The following is a 15741-nucleotide window of genomic DNA, read 5'->3' as shown; positions in this document are numbered from 1 at the left end:
GGGCTGGGGCGTTCCTTACGCTCTTTTCGATCGTCGTCCGCCACCGGCTCCCCGCGCTTCCAAAACGGGCTATATAGGGTCGATGACAGACCTCGCCACCGGCTCCGTACAGGACCAGATCACCGCCCGCCTCACCGCGACCCTCGCGCCGACGCAGCTCGTCGTCGTCAACGAGAGCGGGCTCCATGCCGGCCATATGGGCGACGACGGCACCGGCGAGACGCATTTCCGCGTAGAAGTGCAAACGCCGGCATTCGAAGGCCTTAACCGCGTCGCGCGCCAGCGTCTCGTGAACCAGGCGCTCGCAGACCTGTTGAGCACGAAGATCCACGCGCTCGCCATCAAGGCCCGCGCACCCGGGGAAATCTGATGGCGTACAAGCTCTGGTACTGGCCCTCCATCCAGGGGCGCGGCGAGTTCGTCCGGCTCGCGCTCGAAGGCGCCGAGATCGCCTACGAGGATTGCGCGCGCGGCGTCGGTGAGGATGGCCTGATGGCCGATCTCAACGACCGCACCGGCCGGACGCCGTTCGCGCCGCCCTATCTCGAACTCGACGGCCTGGTGATCGCCCAGGTCGCCAACATCCTGATGTATCTCGGCGAGCGTCACGGTCTCGCGCCGTCGAACATGGCGGACCGGCTGTGGCTCAACCAGCTCCAGCTGACGATCGCCGACCTCGTCGCGGAGGTCCACAACGTCCACCATCCGGTCGCGATGATGAACTATTACGACGACCAGAAACCCGAGGCCGCGCGCGCGGCGAAACAGTTCCGCGAGGAGCGCCTGCCGAAATATCTCGGTCATTTCGAGGATGCGGCGCAGGCCAATCCGGGCGACTGGCTGATCGATCACAAATGGAGCTATGCCGACACCTCGCTGTTTCAGGTGATCGAGGGGCTGCGCTACATGTTCCCCAAGCGGATGAAGACGCTCGAGCCCGACTATCCGAACCTGATCCGCCTCCACGATCAGGTCGCCGAACTGCCGGGGATCAAGGCGTATCTGAAAAGCGACCGGCGCTTGGCGTTCAACACCGACGGCATCTTCCGCGCCTATCCCGAGCTCGACGCCGAATGATTCGCCTTCGATCCTCCCCCGCCAGGGGGAGGTGGATCGCAAAGCGAGACGGAGGGGGCGGTAAGCGATGACCGGCGTTCCGTGTCCTCCCCCTCCGTCGCCTATGGCGCCACCTCCCCCTGACGGGGGAGGATCGAAGCGCACCCCACGCCCGGCCGCACGCATCCTCCTCGTCGACGGACAAAACCGCGTGCTGATGTTCCGCTTCACCCCGTCCGATCGCCCCCCGCTCTGGTGCACGCCGGGCGGCGCGGTCGACCCCGGCGAGAGCTACGCCGCCGCCGCTCGCCGCGAGCTGTGGGAGGAAGTCGGCCTCGACATCGACTGCGGCCCCGAGGTTGCGCAACGCACCATCGATTTCGTGACCTTCGACGGCGTCGAGGTCACCGCCGACGAACGCTATTTCCGGATCGACGTCGACACCTGCGAGGTGAAGGCGGGCAATCTCACCGAACAGGAGAAGCAATTGCTCGTCGGTCACCGCTGGTTTTCCCGAAACGACATCGCGGGCTTTCACGAAACGATCTATCCCGCAGACCTGGTCGAGCTCCTCGACGCCACGGAACCTGCCAAGGGATAACGCGCATGCTCGATGATTTCGTCCTCCAGACCATCCTGCCGTCGACGCACGATCTCGGCGGGTTCAAGGTCCACCGCACCTTGCCGAACAAGGAGCGGACGATGGTCGGCCCGTTCCTGTTCTTCGACCAGATGGGCCCCGCGCATCTCGCGGTCGGCTCGGGCATCGACGTACGCCCGCATCCGCACATCAACCTGTCGACCGTCACCTATCTGTTCGACGGCGCGATCGACCACCGCGATTCGCTCGGCACGCAGGCGCGGATCGAGCCCGGCGCGGTCAATCTGATGACCGCGGGCCACGGCATCGTCCATTCCGAACGCTCGCCCGGCGACGAGCGCGCCGGGGGCCCCAACCTGTCGGGCATCCAGACCTGGCTGGCGATGCCCGAGGCGGTCGAGGAGATCGATCCCGCGTTCGAACACGTCACCAAGGCGCAGCTGCCGGTGATCGAGGCGCACGGCGCGCGATCGCGGATCATCATGGGGAGCCTGTGGGGCCAGACCGCGCCGACGACGACCTATTCGGGGACGATCTACGCCGACATCGCGCTCGATCCCGGCGCGAGCGTGCCGATCGATGCGGCCGCCGAGGAGCGCGCGATCTACCTCGCGATGGGCGAGGCGACGCTGGAGGGCGTGAAGCTCGAGCCACAGGTGCTTTACGTCCTCCGCCCCGGTATCGCGGCAACGCTGCGGTCCGGTCACGGCGGCCGCGCGATGCTGTGCGGCGGCGATGCTTTCACGACGCCGCGCCACGTCTGGTGGAACTTCGTCAGCTCGAACCGCGACCGCATCGAACAGGCGAAACGCGACTGGAACGCAGGTAATTTCCCGAAGGTACCCGGCGACGAAAAGGAATGGATCGAAATCCCCGCGATCCCGAAGACGGTCAGCTATCCCTGACTCCTCCCCTCCCGCAAGCGGGAGGGGGTAGGGGGTGGGCACGCGCTATCGCCGAGCACTCCGTTTGAAACTAGCCGCGAGCCCACCCCCAACCTCTCCCGCGAGCGGGGAGCAGAAGGCGTATTCTCCCCTCCCGCTTGCGGGAGGGGTCGGGGGAGGGCATGATCTAGGGGCAGCGCGATGGGTAGGCCCTCCCCTAACCCGTCCCGCAAGCGGGAGGGGAATAATGGTCGAACTGAACCGCATCACGCTGTCCACCGGCGTAGAACTCAACGTCGCGATCTCGGGCGACCCAACGAACCCGCCCGTCATCCTCCTCCACGGCTTCCCCGAATCACACCGCACCTGGCGCGCCATCGCCCCGGACCTCGCCCGCGATCACTACGTCGTCGCCCCCGATCAACGCGGCTTCGCCCGCTCCTCCAAACCCGAGGGAATCGACAACTACACCCCAGACAAGATCGTCGCAGACCTGATCGCGCTCGCCAATCACCTGAAGATCGACCGTTTCACGCTGGTCGGCCACGACTGGGGCGGCGCGGTCGCGTGGATGGCCGCGCTGCGCCACCCCGAGCGCATCGCCAAGCTCGTCATCATCAACGCCCCCCACCCGCTCGTCTTCCAGCGCACCATGTTCGACGACCTCGAGCAGCGCGCCGCCAGCCAGTATATCCGCGCCTTCCGCAACCCCGATCTCGAAAAGCACATCGAGTCGATCGGGCTCGAAACCTTCTTTGACACGAGTTTCTCCAAACACGCCGATCTCGCCGCAATGGCCGAGGACAAGGCCGCCTATCTCGACGAATGGGGCCAGCCCGGCGCGATCACCGCGATGCTCAACTGGTACCGCGCGAGCGCGATCGTCGTCCCCGCCATGGACGAAACCCCGCCCCGCCCCGCGTTTCTCGACGCACCGTTCCCGCCGACCGCGATGCCGGTGCTGGTGATCTGGGGAATGCAGGACAGCGCGCTGCTCCCGAGCCAGCTCGACCTCGCCGCCTATGTCCCCGACCTAACGATCGAAAAAATCGATGCAGGCCATTTCGTGCCTTGGCAGAAACCCGACGCAGTGATCGCCGCAATGCGCCGCTGGGGAATCTAACCGCCCTCTCGATCCTCCCCCGCAAGGGTAGGTGGCGCCGAAGGCGACGGGGGGAGGACACGGAACAGAGGTTATCGCCTCCCCCACCCGTCCCCCGCCCGTCATCCCAGCGAAAGCTGGGATCTCATGGTGACGGGTGCTGCGACCCGAATGGGGAGATCCCAGCTTTCGCTGGGATGACGGATGGGGCGGGCGGGACTGGCAGGGCGTTTACGCGGACGTCGAACCTTCGCCACCTGTCTAAATCCTGACGACCACATTCTGTGATCGTTCAGCGGCGCGGGAGCAAAACCTCATCCATGCCGTTGATTCGGCGCCGAACACAGGAGAGCAGTCATGCGTAAGATGATCCTCGCGGCCGTCGCCGCCGCCACCCTCGTCCCAACCTTCGCCACCGCGCAGAGTTACGGCGAAGTCCGCCGCGACCAGCGCGAAATCCGCGAGAGTCAGCGCGACCTGCAGCGCGCACGCCGCTACGGCGACCGTGGCGACATCCGCGAAGCCCGCCAGGAATTGCGCGAAGACCGTCGCGAAGCGCGCGAGGACTGGCGCGACTATCGCCGCACTCACGCTAATGTCTATCGCCGCCCCGCCTATGTCGGCCCGCGCGGCTATCGTTATCGTCCGGTGACTGTCGGCTATCGTTTCGCGCCGGCCTATTACGGTCGCAACTACTGGATCAACGACTATCAGACGTATCGCCTGTCGCGCCCGGCCTACGGCTATCAGCGCTGGGTCCGCTACGGCCGCGACGTCGTCCTGGTCGACACGCGCAACGGCCGCGTCGCCCAGGTCAACAACGGCTTCTTCTACTGATGAACTGAAATCCTCCCCCGCAAGGGGGAGGTGGCAGGCGCAGCCTGACGGAGGGGGCGGACACGGAACAATCGTTATCCTGTCCGCCCCCTCCGTCTGCCGTTGGCAGCCACCTCCCCCTGGCGGGGGAGGATTTACATCTCATACGCCCCGCGCCGCATGACGTACTCGCGCGTCTCGTACGGCGCGGCGAGACCTTCGACCCAAGCGCCATGCGCATGCGTCAGCGCAACCAGTTCCATTGCCCGATCGCCGGGCCAACCGCGGACACGAACTTCGTGCCGGTGGAGATCGCGGTTAGGCTCCATCATCACCCAGCCTAGCGGCCGCTCGACCGACGCCTGTGCCCCCGCCGCCTCCATCGCGACCCGTATCCGCTCGCGCGATGCCGCCGGCAGATACTGCCACACCACCGAATGCATCAGCACGCGCGTGACGCCCTTGGGCTGCGGCAAGGCCAATTGCGCCTCGACCCAATCAGCCGCATCGCCTTCGACCAAATCGACGCCGCCCTCGCGCACCATCGAGATCGCGCTGGCGAGCCGCGTCTGTCGATCGACCGCATCGACCCAGACATATGCCTCGAGCCGTGCCGCCGCGACCGGATCGGCGACGTCGACCGGCTGGATATCGACGCCGCGCGTCGACTCGATCTCGACCAGAGCGCTCGGCGGCGGAGGCCCCCGCCATTCGGGGCGGATCGTCACCGGCGAGGCGGACGGCCCGACCGTCACGCCGCCGAGATCGAACCGGTAGCGATCGATCAGCAGGTTGAGTCCCGCGCTCGATCCGATCTCCAGCACCTCGAACCGCGGCCCGTACCGCTCGGCAAGGTGCAAGATGCCGGTCATCATCCCCGCGGACCGCGCCGCCTCGTTGGTCTGCGGCGGCCCGTCGAGCCAGGGTGGCAGAGCCGCATCGTACGCGACGAGCGTGGCTTTCAAAATGGCCATGACGCGCACCGGGTCGGTCTCCGCGCCGGAAAACACGGTCGAGAGCGCGGGATCGACGCCGGACCGATGCAACGCATGCAGCCCGCCGACCAGTCGCAGCGCCAGCGCATCCGCGACCGGCTCGCCCGGCCAGTCGAGCACCCGCCGCCCCGTCTCGCTATCCCGATCGAGCGCTTCCGCCAGCGCAGTGCAAACCCGCGCCGTGACTGGCGCATCCATCGCCGCGCAATACTCCGCCTGGATTTCGAACGCCGAGCAACTTGCCTTTACATTTGCCATGCGCAGGTTGTTGCACCCGCCATGCCCCCCCCGTAAAGCCCGGCGCGTGCCAGATTCTCAGCCCCCCTCCCAGATCATCATCGCCGTTCCCAAGGGACGCATCCTCGCCGAGGCCCTGCCGTTGCTCGCGCGCGCCGGGGTGCATCCCGAAGCGTCGTTCTCGGACGAAAATTCGCGTGCGCTGCGATTTGCGACCAACGACCCGGCGATCTCGCTGATCCGGGTGCGCGCGTTCGACGTGGCTACCTTCGTCGCGCACGGCGCCGCGCAGCTCGGCATCGTCGGGTCGGACGTGATCGCGGAATTCGGCTATTCGGAACTGTATGCGCCGGTCGACCTCGGCATCGGCCATTGCCGCCTGTCGGTCGCCGAGCCTGCCGAGATGGCCGCGCAGGACGATCCGCGCGGCTGGAGCCATGTCCGCGTCGCGACCAAATATCCGCACGTGACGGCGGCGCATTTTGCCAGCCGTGGCGTGCAGGCGGAGTGCGTGAAGCTCAACGGCGCGATGGAGTTGGCGCCGACCTTGGGCTTGGCGCCGCGGATCGTCGACCTGGTGTCGTCGGGCCGCACGCTGAAGGAAAATGGCCTGGTCGAGGTCGAAACGATCATGGAAGTCACCAGCCGCCTTGTCGTCAACCGCGCCGCGATGAAGACCCGCAGCCGCGTGGTGCCGCTGGTCGAGGCATTCCGCCGTGCGGTAGAGCAGGAGATCGCAGCATGAGCGCCAACCTTCTGCTCCCCTTCCGCCTGCGGGAGGGGTCGGGGGAGGGCACACCGTCCCCGATCGTAGCGTGCGAGGCTATGTCATTACCTCCCCTGACCCCTCCCGCAAGCGGGAGGGGAATGTGATTCGCCTGAACACCACCGATGCGGACTTTGCGACGCGTTTCACCGCGCTCGTCGAAGACCGTCGCGAGTCCGACGCAGGCGTCACGCAGGATGTTGCCGCGATCATCGCCGCCGTCCGTCGCGACGGCGAGACCGCGCTCCGCGACCTGACGCAGAAGCACGACCGCCACGATCTCGAAACCACCGGCTGGCAGATCGACGCCGTCGACTGCAAGGCCGCGTTCGATGCGCTCGATCCCGACCTGCGCATCGCGCTCGAACTCGCCGCCACCCGCATCCGCGCCTATCACGAGAAACAGCGGCCGCTCGACAGCGACTCGGTCGACTCGGCAGGCGTGAGGCTCGGCGCACGCTGGTTGCCCGTCGACGCCGCCGGCATCTACGTCCCCGGCGGACGTGCCGCCTACCCATCGTCGCTACTGATGAACGCGATCCCCGCCAAGGTCGCGGGCGTCGGGCGGCTGACGATGGTCACGCCGACCCCGGACGGCCAGATCAACCCGCTCGTTCTCGCCGCCGCGCATCTCGCCGGCGTCGACGGAGTGTGGCGCGTCGGCGGTGCACAAGCCGTCGCCGCGCTGGCCTATGGCGCGGGCCGGATCGAGCCGGTCGACGTCATCACCGGCCCCGGCAACGCCTGGGTCGCCGAAGCCAAGCGGCAGGTCTACGGCGTCGTCGGCATCGACATGGTCGCGGGGCCCTCCGAGATCGTCGTCGTCGCGGATGCGCTCAACGACCCCGAATGGACCGCCGCCGACCTGCTCAGCCAGGCCGAGCACGACCCCAGCACGCAGTCGATCCTGTTCACCGACGACGCAGCGTTCGCCGACAAGGTCGTAGCCGCGGTCGATCGCCAGTTGCACGACCTCGCCACCGAAGCCGTCGCGCGCGTCGCGTGGGACAATAACGGTGCGATCATCGTCGTCGAGACGCTGGCGGACGCGATCCCGCTGGTCGACCGCCTTGCCGCCGAGCATCTCCAGCTGGCGATCCCCGACCCGCAGGGATTCTTCGACCGCATCCGCCACGCGGGTTCGGTATTTCTCGGCCGCTACACGCCCGAGGCGATCGGGGATTACGTTGCCGGCCCCAATCACGTCCTCCCCACCGGCCGCCGGGCGCGGTTTGCCAGCGGGCTGTCGGTACTCGACTTCATGAAGCGCACCAGTTTCCTGGCGTTGGACGAAGCGGCGTTGCGCGAACTTGGCCCCGCCACGGTCGCTTTGGCAAACGCCGAAGGCCTCCCCGCGCATGCTAAATCGGTGGCGCTCCGGCTTCGTCTCAACAGTTAGTGTGTTCGCGCAGAGGCGCAAAGAACGCGGAGGTGTTGTGCGCAGCGCAGCCGCTTCGATCCCTCATTGGCGAGTGATGAGAGGGCCGCTCCGCGGCGAGCGATACACCTCCGCGCTCTCTCCGCCTCTGCGCGAACCAATCTTCTTCCCTAAGATGCAAGAAACGCAAAGGGCTGACACACAGCCCCCCCGCGCCTACAGGCAACCGCTTATGACTCGAACCGCCCCCCGCACCAAGGCGCGTGCCGCCGCTCGCCTAGCCGCCGTCCAGGCCACGTACCAGCACGAGATGGAGGGCACCGCGATGCCCGTCCTGCTCAACGAATTCCACCAGCACCGGCTCGGCGCGACGATCGAAGACGTCGAATATGCCGAGGCCGACGTCGATTTCTTCGACGATCTGGTCACCGGTGCGAACGCACGCGCCGGCGAGATCGACGTCCTGATCGAGGGCAAGCTGGCCAAGGGCTGGACGCTCGCGCGGCTCGACAAGCCGATGAAGGCGATCATCCGGGTGGGCACGTACGAGTTGCTGGCGCGCAAGGACGTGCCGGTGGCGGCGGTGATCAGCGAATATGTCGACGTCGCGCATGCGTTCTACGACAAGCGGGAGTCGGGGTTCGTGAACGGGTTGCTCGACGGCATCGCGAAAGAGGTGCGTGCCTAGATCCTCCCCGGCACGGGGAGGGGGACCATGCGCAGCATGGTGGAGGGGGGCTTCCGCAAGCGTACCGGTGGTTGAGCGTTACGGACCTTACTTCGCGGCCGGGATGCGCCCCGCTGGCGCAACGCTCGCGGCACGCCCCCTCCACCCTCCGCTGTGCGGACGGTCCCCCTCGCCGTTCCGGGGAGGATTTGCGTGACCGAGGCCGAGTTCATTGCTGCCTTGCGCGAGCTCCCGCTGCATCTGGCCGCGCGGGGCTTAAACGATGACACGGCGCTGCTCGACGCGGGGCCGCTCGTCGTCACGACCGACACGCTGGTCGAAGGCGTGCATTTCATCCCGACCGACCCAGCACAGGACGTCGCGTGGAAGCTGGTAGCGACTAACCTCTCAGATCTCGCCGCCAAGGGCGCGAAGCCCGAGGGTATCCTCCTCAATTATCCGCTCGGCGACGACGCATGGGACCGGGCGTTCCTCGAAGGGCTCGCCGACGTCCTGACCAGTTTCGACACGCGCATCATCGGCGGCGACACCGTCACGCTCCCGCCGAACGCACCGCGCATCCTCACCGTCACCGCATTCGGGAGCGACGCTGCCTCCCCTGCCCGCACCGGCGCTCGAGGGGGCGATGCGCTCTATGTCACCGGCACGATCGGCGACGCAGGCGCGGGACTCGCGATCGCGCTAGGCAAGGACGGTCCGCCGGAGTTGCTCGCCGCCTACCGACGCCCGCAACCCCGCCTGGCGGACGGCCGCATCCTCGCGCCGCACGTCCACGCGATGATGGACGTATCCGATGGCCTGCTTATCGACGCCGCCCGCATGGCGCGCGCCAGCGGCCTCGCGGTCACGATCGACCTTTCCCGCATTCCCCTCTCCGACGCCTACCGCGCCTTCACCGGCGACCGGCTGGCCGCGGCGACGGCCGGCGACGATTACCAGCTCCTCTTCGCTGCACCGCAAGATTTCGTCACCGACGCTACCCTCGTCGGTACGTTTTCAGCCGGCTCCGGGCTCACGCTCCACGACTCCGGCAAGCCCGTCCCGCTCCCGCCAAGTCTAGGCTATCAGCACGCCCCGCGCGGATAACTTGCGCAATGCCCCTGCACTGATAGGTTCCTCGCATCGGGACTCGGCAAAGTCGGGGCCGGAGAGGACCTGAAAAGAGGGATAGCGCCGTATGACGATCGTCTATTTGGCCATGATCTGCGGCGTGATTGCCGTCCTATATGGTTTCGTCACCAGTCGACAGGTGCTCGCCGCGTCCCCCGGCAACGACAAGATGCAGGACATCGCCGCCGCCATCCAAGAAGGCGCGAAGGCCTATCTCGGGCGGCAATACACCACGATCGCGATCGTCGGCGTCATCGTCGCGGCGATCCTCCTCTTCACGCTCGGCATGATCTCGACGATCGGCTTCGTCATCGGTGCGGTGCTGTCGGGCGTCGCGGGCTATGTCGGCATGAACATCTCAGTCCGCGCCAACGTCCGCACCGCCGAGGCCGCGCGGACGTCGTTGCAGGCCGGGCTGACGCTGGCGTTCCGATCGGGCGCGGTCACCGGCATGCTCGTGGCGGGTCTCGGCCTGCTCGCGATCAGCGCGTTCTTCTGGTATTTGACCGGACCCGCAGGGCACGCGCCCAACGACCGGATCATCGTCGAGGCGCTCACGGCGTTGGCATTCGGTGCCTCGCTGATCTCGATCTTCGCGCGGCTCGGCGGCGGTATCTTCACCAAGGCGGCGGACGTCGGTGCGGATCTGGTCGGCAAGGTCGAGGCGGGCATTCCCGAGGACGATCCCCGCAACCCTGCCGTCATCGCTGATAATGTCGGCGACAATGTTGGCGATTGCGCGGGCATGGCCGCCGATCTGTTCGAGACCTACGTCGTCACGTTGGGCGTGACGATGATCTCGATCGCGCTGCTGATCCAGGCGAGCGGTGCCGAGCTGATGCGGCTGATGACTCTCCCGTTGCTCGTCGGGGGCGTGTGCATCGTCACCTCGATCATCGGCACCTACATGGTCCGGCTCGGCAAGGGCTCGATCATGGGCGCGCTCTACAAGGGGTTCTTCACCTCGACGCTCCTGTCGATCCCGGCGATCTACCTCGCCACGCAATATGTGCTCGGCGACCTCCACCGCGTGATCGGCGGCGCCGGCTTTCTCGATCCCGCGACCGACGACCTCACCACGCAGGCGGCACCGTCGCTGACGCAGAGCTTCACCGGCATGGACCTGTTCTGGTCGATGATGATCGGCCTCGTCGTCACCGGGCTGATCGTGTGGATCACCGAATATTACACCGGCACCAACCACCGCCCGGTCCAGTCGATCGCCAAGGCGTCCGAGACCGGCCACGGTACCAACGTCATCCAGGGCCTCGCGATCAGCCTCGAATCCACCGCGCTGCCGACGCTGGTGATCGTCGTCGCGGTGATCGTCGCGTACCAGCTGGCCGGGATCATCGGCATCGCCTTTGCCGCGACCGCGATGCTCGCGCAGGCCGGCATGGTCGTCGCGCTCGATGCCTATGGTCCGGTCACCGACAATGCCGGCGGCATCGCCGAGATGGCCGGCCTGCCCGACGACGTTCGCCAGCGCACCGATGCGCTCGATGCGGTCGGCAACACCACCAAGGCGGTGACGAAGGGGTATGCGATCGGCTCGGCGGGGCTTGCCGCGCTGGTTCTGTTCGGCGCGTACACCACCGATCTCGCGACGTATTTCCCCGAGGTCACGGTCGATTTCAGCCTGTCCAATCCGTACGTCATCGTCGGGCTGCTCCTGGGTGCGCTGCTCCCGTATCTGTTCGGCGCATTCGGCATGACCGCAGTCGGTCGCGCGGCCGGCGCGGTCGTCGAGGAGGTCCGCGAGCAGTTCCGCAACAATCCCGGCATCATGCTGGGCACCAGCCGCCCGAACTATGCGCGTACGGTCGACCTCGTGACCAAGGCGGCGATCCGCGAGATGATCGTGCCTTCACTGCTGCCAGTGCTGTCGCCGCTCGCCGTGTATTTCATCATCACCGCGGTCGCCGGCCAGGCCGCCGGTTTCGCTGCACTCGGCGCGATGCTGCTTGGCGTGATCGTCTCCGGGTTGTTCGTCGCGATCTCGATGACGAGCGGCGGCGGCGCCTGGGACAATGCGAAGAAATACATCGAGGACGGCCATCACGGCGGCAAGGGATCCGAGGCGCACAAGGCCGCGATCACCGGTGATACGGTCGGCGATCCGTACAAGGACACCGCCGGCCCGGCGGTGAACCCGATGATCAAGATCACCAACATCGTCGCGCTGCTGCTGCTCGCGGCGTTGGCTGGCGGCGGCGTGGGGTAACCGCAGGGAAACGATCCGTCGCCCAAGACCTAAGGCCTCGGGACGACGGTAGCGTTGGCGGCGGTGCCCGTGCAAAAGCTCCGGAACGGAGCTGATTTCCTGCCGCAGGATGCATCTGGCTTGGACGAGCGCGCCGCCGCCCCCGCATCGTCCACGGATGCGAAACCGTCCTGAAAACCACCTCTTCTACGGCGACAACCTCGCGGTCCTCCGCAAGGAGATCGCCGACGAAAGCGTCGACCTGATCTATCTCGATCCGCCGTTCAATTCGAACGCCAATTACGGCATCCTGTTCAAGGAGCCCGACGGCAAATCCTCGAATGCGCAGATCGAGGCGTTCGAGGACACCTGGCACTGGAACGACACCGCCGAGGACGCCTTCGACCAGGTCGCGCGGAGCGGCAACACCAGGGCATTCGACCTGCTCAACGCGATGCGCGGGTTTCTCGGCGACAACGACATGATGGCGTATCTATCGATGATGGCGGTCCGCCTGCTCGAGCTGCACCGCGTTGCTGTGAACGCGCCAGAATGTCGTGATCGCCATCGCCCCGTCATCATGACGAAAGTCAGGATCCAGAGCGACAAGGGGCTGTCCTCAATTATCCTGGGTCCTGACTTTCGTCAGGATGACGGGGCGTGGTACGGATGGCGGAACACTTGCGCACTGCGCCCTTGTTTCCATCGTGCCGGACGACGATATCTACGTCTCGTTCAACGGCCACGGGCATGACGCCTGTGACCGCGCATCGGCCGTGCTTTCCTTTTTCGCGAACCTGCGGTAAGGGCGCTCGTCCCGAAATTCCCCCAATTCAGAGATTATATTTGGCCAAGGAAGAACTGCTCGAGATGCGCGGCCGCGTGGTGGAACTCCTCCCCAACGCGATGTTCCGGGTTCAGCTCGAAAACGACCACGAGATTCTCGGTCACACCGCCGGCAAGATGCGCAAGAACCGCATCCGCGTGCTGGTCGGCGACGAGGTGCTGTGCGAACTCACGCCGTACGATCTGACCAAGGGTCGCATCACCTACCGCTTCAAATAAGCCCGTGGGCGTCTAGGCGCCTACCGCTTCTACAACGAGGCACCAATGGTGGTCCCAGCACTGGTCCTAGCCTCTTCCTCGCCCCGCCGCCGCGACCTGCTCGCGCGGCTCGGCGTCGTGCCGTCGCGCGTGGAATCTCCGGATATCGACGAGAGCCCGCGCAAGGCCGAACCGCCGCGCGCCTACGCGCTTCGCCTCGCGGTCGAGAAGGCCAGCGCCGTTGCGCGCGCCGAGGGCGAGATCATCCTCGCCGGCGACACGACGATCGCGCTCGGCAGTCGCATCCTACCGCCCGCCGACACGCTGGACATCCAGCGCGACCTGCTCGGCAAGCTGTCGGGCCGGCGCCACCACTGCCTGTCCGCGGTCTGCGTGATCGACGCGACAGGCAAGGTGCGGACCCGCATCGCCGACACGATCGTCGCGTTCAAGCCCCTCTCCCCCGCCGAGATCGACGATTATCTCGCGTGCGGCGAAGGGCTCGGCAAGGCCGGCGGCTACGCGATCCAGGGCCGCGCGGAGGCGTTCGTCCGCTTCCTTTCGGGCAGCCATTCGGGTGTCGTCGGCCTGCCGCTGTTCGAGACGCGCGCCTTGCTGAAGACCGCGGGCGTCGCGCTTGCCTGAATGGCTCTACGAAGCCGGCATCGGCGAGGCACGTGCCGCGCTGGTGGACAATGACGAGATCGTCGAAGCCGCGATCGAACTCGACGACCATAGTGCGCTGAAGGTTGGGCTTGTCGCCCGCGCGAGGCTCGTGGAGTTATTGCCGGGCCGACGCGGTCGCGTCGTTCTCGATGGCGGCGAGGCTCTGATCAATCATCTCCCCACGGGCATCACGCAAGGCGCGAGCCTGACCGTCGAGATCGCCCGTGAAGCGCTGCCAGAGGCCGGTCGTGCCAAACTCGCCAAGGCGGTCCCGACCGACCTGACCGCCTGCCCCGCCCCGACGCTGTACGATCGCCTCGTGGCGACCGGCCTGCCCGTCCGCAGTCCGCGGGCGCACGAACCCGACGCACTGGAGGCGGCAGGCTGGTCCGAGCTGCTCGACGAGGCTGTGAGTGGCGAGATCGTCTTCCCGCTCGGCGCGCTCCGCCTCTCGCCGACGCCCGCAATGGCTCTGTTCGACGTCGATGGCGCGCCACCACTGGATACGCTCGCGATCGCCGCCGCGCATGCCGTGGCGCGAGCGATTCGCCGACACGGCATCGGTGGCTCGATCGGCATCGATTTCCCGACCATCGCCGGCAAGACGCAACGCAATGCCGTCGCCGCAGCGATCGACGAATCGTTGCCGCAGCCGTTCGAGCGCACCGCGATGAACGGCTTCGGCTTCCTCCAGATCGTCCGCGCCCGCCCGCGCGCGTCGATCCCGGAAATTCTTCGCGCCGATCCGGCAGGCGCCGCGACGCGCGCGGCGCTCCGCACGCTCGAACGCACACCACCGGCCGCCTCGCGGCGCCACACCTTGCCTGCAGCCGTCCACGCCCGCCTCATGGCCCGTCCGGCGTGGCTGGCGGAACTCGCGCGTCGCACAGGCGTCGTCCACGAACTGGAGAGCGCCTGATGCCCACCGCCGTCACCGTGAAATGCCCGATCTGCGACCAGCCCGCGGTCACCGAGTACAAGCCGTTCTGCTCAAGCCGCCACCGCGATCGCGACCTGTTGCAGTGGCTCGGCGAGGGCTATCGCATTCCCGGCCGACCGATATCGCAAACGGGGCTGGACACCGCCGAAGACCCCGACTAAACGCGCCCTTCCGATCGCAAGGTCGGACGCTTCTCCGGTCCCAGACCGGACGTGCCCGGATAGCTCAGTTGGTAGAGCATGCGACTGAAAATCGCAGTGTCGGCGGTTCGACCCCGTCTCCGGGCACCATTTTTGTCAGATTAAGCAAAAGCTTAGCGGTCATCCGCTATTCCCACTGGTATCGCATGTGTAGTTTCTGTGTAAATTTCGTGGGTAAACGTAAGGTTCGGTTAGCCTGTCTTTGCCGAGGCAATCCCAAGGTGTTCGATCGCACCGTCGATATGAGCGCCGTCGACGTGCGTATATCGCAGCACCATCGAGAGTGTCTTATGTCCGCTCACTCTTTGAACCGTGGGTAGGTCGACGCCAGCCTTCACAAGCTTCGTTATGGCGGTATGGCGCATGGTGTGAGGCGTAACTTTGGCGACGTCGAGGCCCGCTCGTTTCACGGCGCGTTGGAAAGCCTTGCGGAATGTATGACGATATCCTGTGGAACTGCCCGGGCCGCCAAGGAAGACATAACCCTTTGTAGCGCCCCGTTCCTGCATCGTCCGCTCTAGCGCCGCTGCAAGGCTGCTAGGGATAGGTTGATCTCGCTCACCTGCCTTGGCCTCTGGAATGTAAAAGCGACGCCTGTGGGCATCGTAATGCTCCCAACGGAGCCGCCGCGCCTCCCCATGACGCATTGACGTTTGCAGACAGATCAAAACGAACAGCCAGAGGTCTGTGTCTTGGTCTACTAACGCACCTTCAAGCAGGGAGGCGCATTGTTCGTCGGAAAGGGCAATGATCCTGCCCGGCCCTTCCCGTAGGCGGTCGATGACCGGGACCTTATCTCTTGCGATCCATCCCCATCGAGAGACACAACGCATCATATGAGACAAGGTCGCCAATTCTCGATTGATCGTTGATGGCTTTGCACCGCCGCGCTTGCGAGCTTGTACGAACTCGCGGACGCTGCTTTCGTCTATGCCGTCTGACGTGACCCCCGTTTTTTCCTCCAGTTGGAGCTAGAGTCCGACCCCGGAAAGGGACGGACAGATGAAGCGGAAGCAGTTTTCGGAAGAGCAGATCATCGGCATCCTGAAGGAGGC

At 66.2% G+C, this 15741-nt stretch carries 18 protein-coding genes and 1 tRNA gene; 17 read left to right on the top strand and 2 right to left on the bottom strand.

Annotated features, from left to right (window positions below):
* Positions 1 to 82: 82 nt before the first annotated feature.
* The 6 genes from U1737_RS17375 to U1737_RS17350 all read left to right on the top strand — a co-directional run bounded on the left by U1737_RS17375 (position 83) and on the right by U1737_RS17350 (position 4480).
* Complete coding sequence (locus U1737_RS17375; RefSeq protein WP_332797645.1) at positions 83 to 370, top strand: BolA family protein; 288 nt, start codon at positions 83 to 85, stop codon at positions 368 to 370.
* Entirely contained in the window at positions 370 to 1077 is a 708-nt protein-coding gene (locus tag U1737_RS17370; protein WP_332797644.1) for a glutathione S-transferase, read from the top strand. The genes U1737_RS17375 and U1737_RS17370 overlap by 1 nt, the downstream gene beginning before the upstream one ends.
* Before the next feature lie 103 nt (positions 1078 to 1180).
* Positions 1181 to 1657 carry an NUDIX hydrolase gene (locus U1737_RS17365; RefSeq protein ID WP_248524328.1) on the top strand — a complete coding sequence of 159 codons (477 nt, stop codon included), beginning with the start codon at positions 1181 to 1183 and terminating at the stop codon, positions 1655 to 1657.
* A 5-nt stretch (positions 1658 to 1662) separates the two neighbouring features.
* On the top strand, positions 1663 to 2562 hold the full coding sequence (locus U1737_RS17360) for a pirin family protein (RefSeq protein ID WP_332797643.1): 900 nt from the start codon (positions 1663 to 1665) through the stop codon (positions 2560 to 2562).
* A 226-nt stretch (positions 2563 to 2788) separates the two neighbouring features.
* Positions 2789 to 3664 carry an alpha/beta fold hydrolase gene (locus U1737_RS17355; protein WP_332797642.1) on the top strand — a complete coding sequence of 292 codons (876 nt, stop codon included), beginning with the start codon at positions 2789 to 2791 and terminating at the stop codon, positions 3662 to 3664.
* 336 nt (positions 3665 to 4000) lie between these two features.
* On the top strand, positions 4001 to 4480 hold the full coding sequence (locus U1737_RS17350; protein ID WP_332797641.1) for an RcnB family protein: 480 nt from the start codon (positions 4001 to 4003) through the stop codon (positions 4478 to 4480).
* Positions 4481 to 4614: 134 nt separating this feature from the next.
* On the opposite strand, the gene U1737_RS17345 is transcribed toward U1737_RS17350, so the two are convergent.
* Positions 4615 to 5712 (bottom strand): DUF2332 domain-containing protein, encoded by a 1098-nt coding sequence (locus U1737_RS17345; RefSeq protein ID WP_248524320.1) that lies wholly within the window; start codon positions 5710 to 5712, stop codon positions 4615 to 4617.
* 46 nt (positions 5713 to 5758) lie between these two features.
* On the opposite strand from U1737_RS17345, the gene hisG reads away from it, so the two are divergent.
* From hisG to U1737_RS17290, 11 genes are all read left to right on the top strand, one after another.
* A complete protein-coding gene (gene hisG / locus U1737_RS17340; RefSeq protein ID WP_248524318.1) occupies positions 5759 to 6436 on the top strand; it encodes an ATP phosphoribosyltransferase in 678 nt (225 codons plus the stop codon).
* 124 nt (positions 6437 to 6560) lie between these two features.
* A complete protein-coding gene (gene hisD, locus U1737_RS17335; protein ID WP_248524316.1) occupies positions 6561 to 7856 on the top strand; it encodes a histidinol dehydrogenase in 1296 nt (431 codons plus the stop codon).
* 211 nt (positions 7857 to 8067) lie between these two features.
* Positions 8068 to 8523: a transcription antitermination factor NusB gene (gene nusB, locus U1737_RS17330; protein WP_056488135.1), complete on the top strand. Its 456-nt coding sequence runs from the start codon at positions 8068 to 8070 to the stop codon at positions 8521 to 8523.
* A 192-nt stretch (positions 8524 to 8715) separates the two neighbouring features.
* Positions 8716 to 9609 carry a thiamine-phosphate kinase gene (thiL, locus tag U1737_RS17325; RefSeq protein ID WP_248524314.1) on the top strand — a complete coding sequence of 298 codons (894 nt, stop codon included), beginning with the start codon at positions 8716 to 8718 and terminating at the stop codon, positions 9607 to 9609.
* A gap of 91 nt (positions 9610 to 9700) precedes the next feature.
* Positions 9701 to 11857 carry a sodium-translocating pyrophosphatase gene (locus tag U1737_RS17320; RefSeq protein WP_332797640.1) on the top strand — a complete coding sequence of 719 codons (2157 nt, stop codon included), beginning with the start codon at positions 9701 to 9703 and terminating at the stop codon, positions 11855 to 11857.
* A gap of 157 nt (positions 11858 to 12014) precedes the next feature.
* Positions 12015 to 12590: a hypothetical protein gene (locus U1737_RS17315; protein ID WP_332797639.1), complete on the top strand. Its 576-nt coding sequence runs from the start codon at positions 12015 to 12017 to the stop codon at positions 12588 to 12590.
* A 92-nt stretch (positions 12591 to 12682) separates the two neighbouring features.
* A complete protein-coding gene (gene infA, locus U1737_RS17310) occupies positions 12683 to 12901 on the top strand; it encodes a translation initiation factor IF-1 (RefSeq protein WP_031441079.1) in 219 nt (72 codons plus the stop codon).
* 45 nt (positions 12902 to 12946) lie between these two features.
* Positions 12947 to 13525 carry a Maf family protein gene (locus tag U1737_RS17305; protein ID WP_248524308.1) on the top strand — a complete coding sequence of 193 codons (579 nt, stop codon included), beginning with the start codon at positions 12947 to 12949 and terminating at the stop codon, positions 13523 to 13525.
* Positions 13518 to 14465, top strand: coding sequence for a ribonuclease (locus U1737_RS17300; RefSeq protein ID WP_332797638.1), 948 nt, complete (start codon positions 13518 to 13520; stop codon positions 14463 to 14465). The genes U1737_RS17305 and U1737_RS17300 overlap by 8 nt, the downstream gene beginning before the upstream one ends.
* Positions 14465 to 14647, top strand: a complete 183-nt coding sequence (locus U1737_RS17295; RefSeq protein WP_248524304.1) for a DNA gyrase inhibitor YacG — start codon at positions 14465 to 14467, stop codon at positions 14645 to 14647. Before U1737_RS17300 ends, U1737_RS17295 begins: the two co-directional genes overlap by 1 nt.
* A 53-nt stretch (positions 14648 to 14700) precedes the next feature.
* Positions 14701 to 14776, top strand: a tRNA-Phe gene (locus U1737_RS17290).
* Between the two features lie 101 nt (positions 14777 to 14877).
* On the opposite strand, the gene U1737_RS20780 is transcribed toward U1737_RS17290, so the two are convergent.
* The gene (locus tag U1737_RS20780) at positions 14878 to 15519 is read right to left on the bottom strand and encodes a tyrosine-type recombinase/integrase (RefSeq protein ID WP_443027154.1); all 642 of its coding nucleotides are present in this window, start codon (positions 15517 to 15519) and stop codon (positions 14878 to 14880) included.
* Positions 15520 to 15741: the final 222 nt, after the last annotated feature.

It is taken from the genome of Sphingomonas fucosidasi (assembly GCF_036663855.1).
GTDB classification, from domain to species: domain Bacteria; phylum Pseudomonadota; class Alphaproteobacteria; order Sphingomonadales; family Sphingomonadaceae; genus Sphingomonas; species Sphingomonas faeni_B.
The sequence above is the reverse complement of the archived record's forward strand: the minus strand, read 5'-3'. Positions and strand labels throughout refer to the sequence as shown.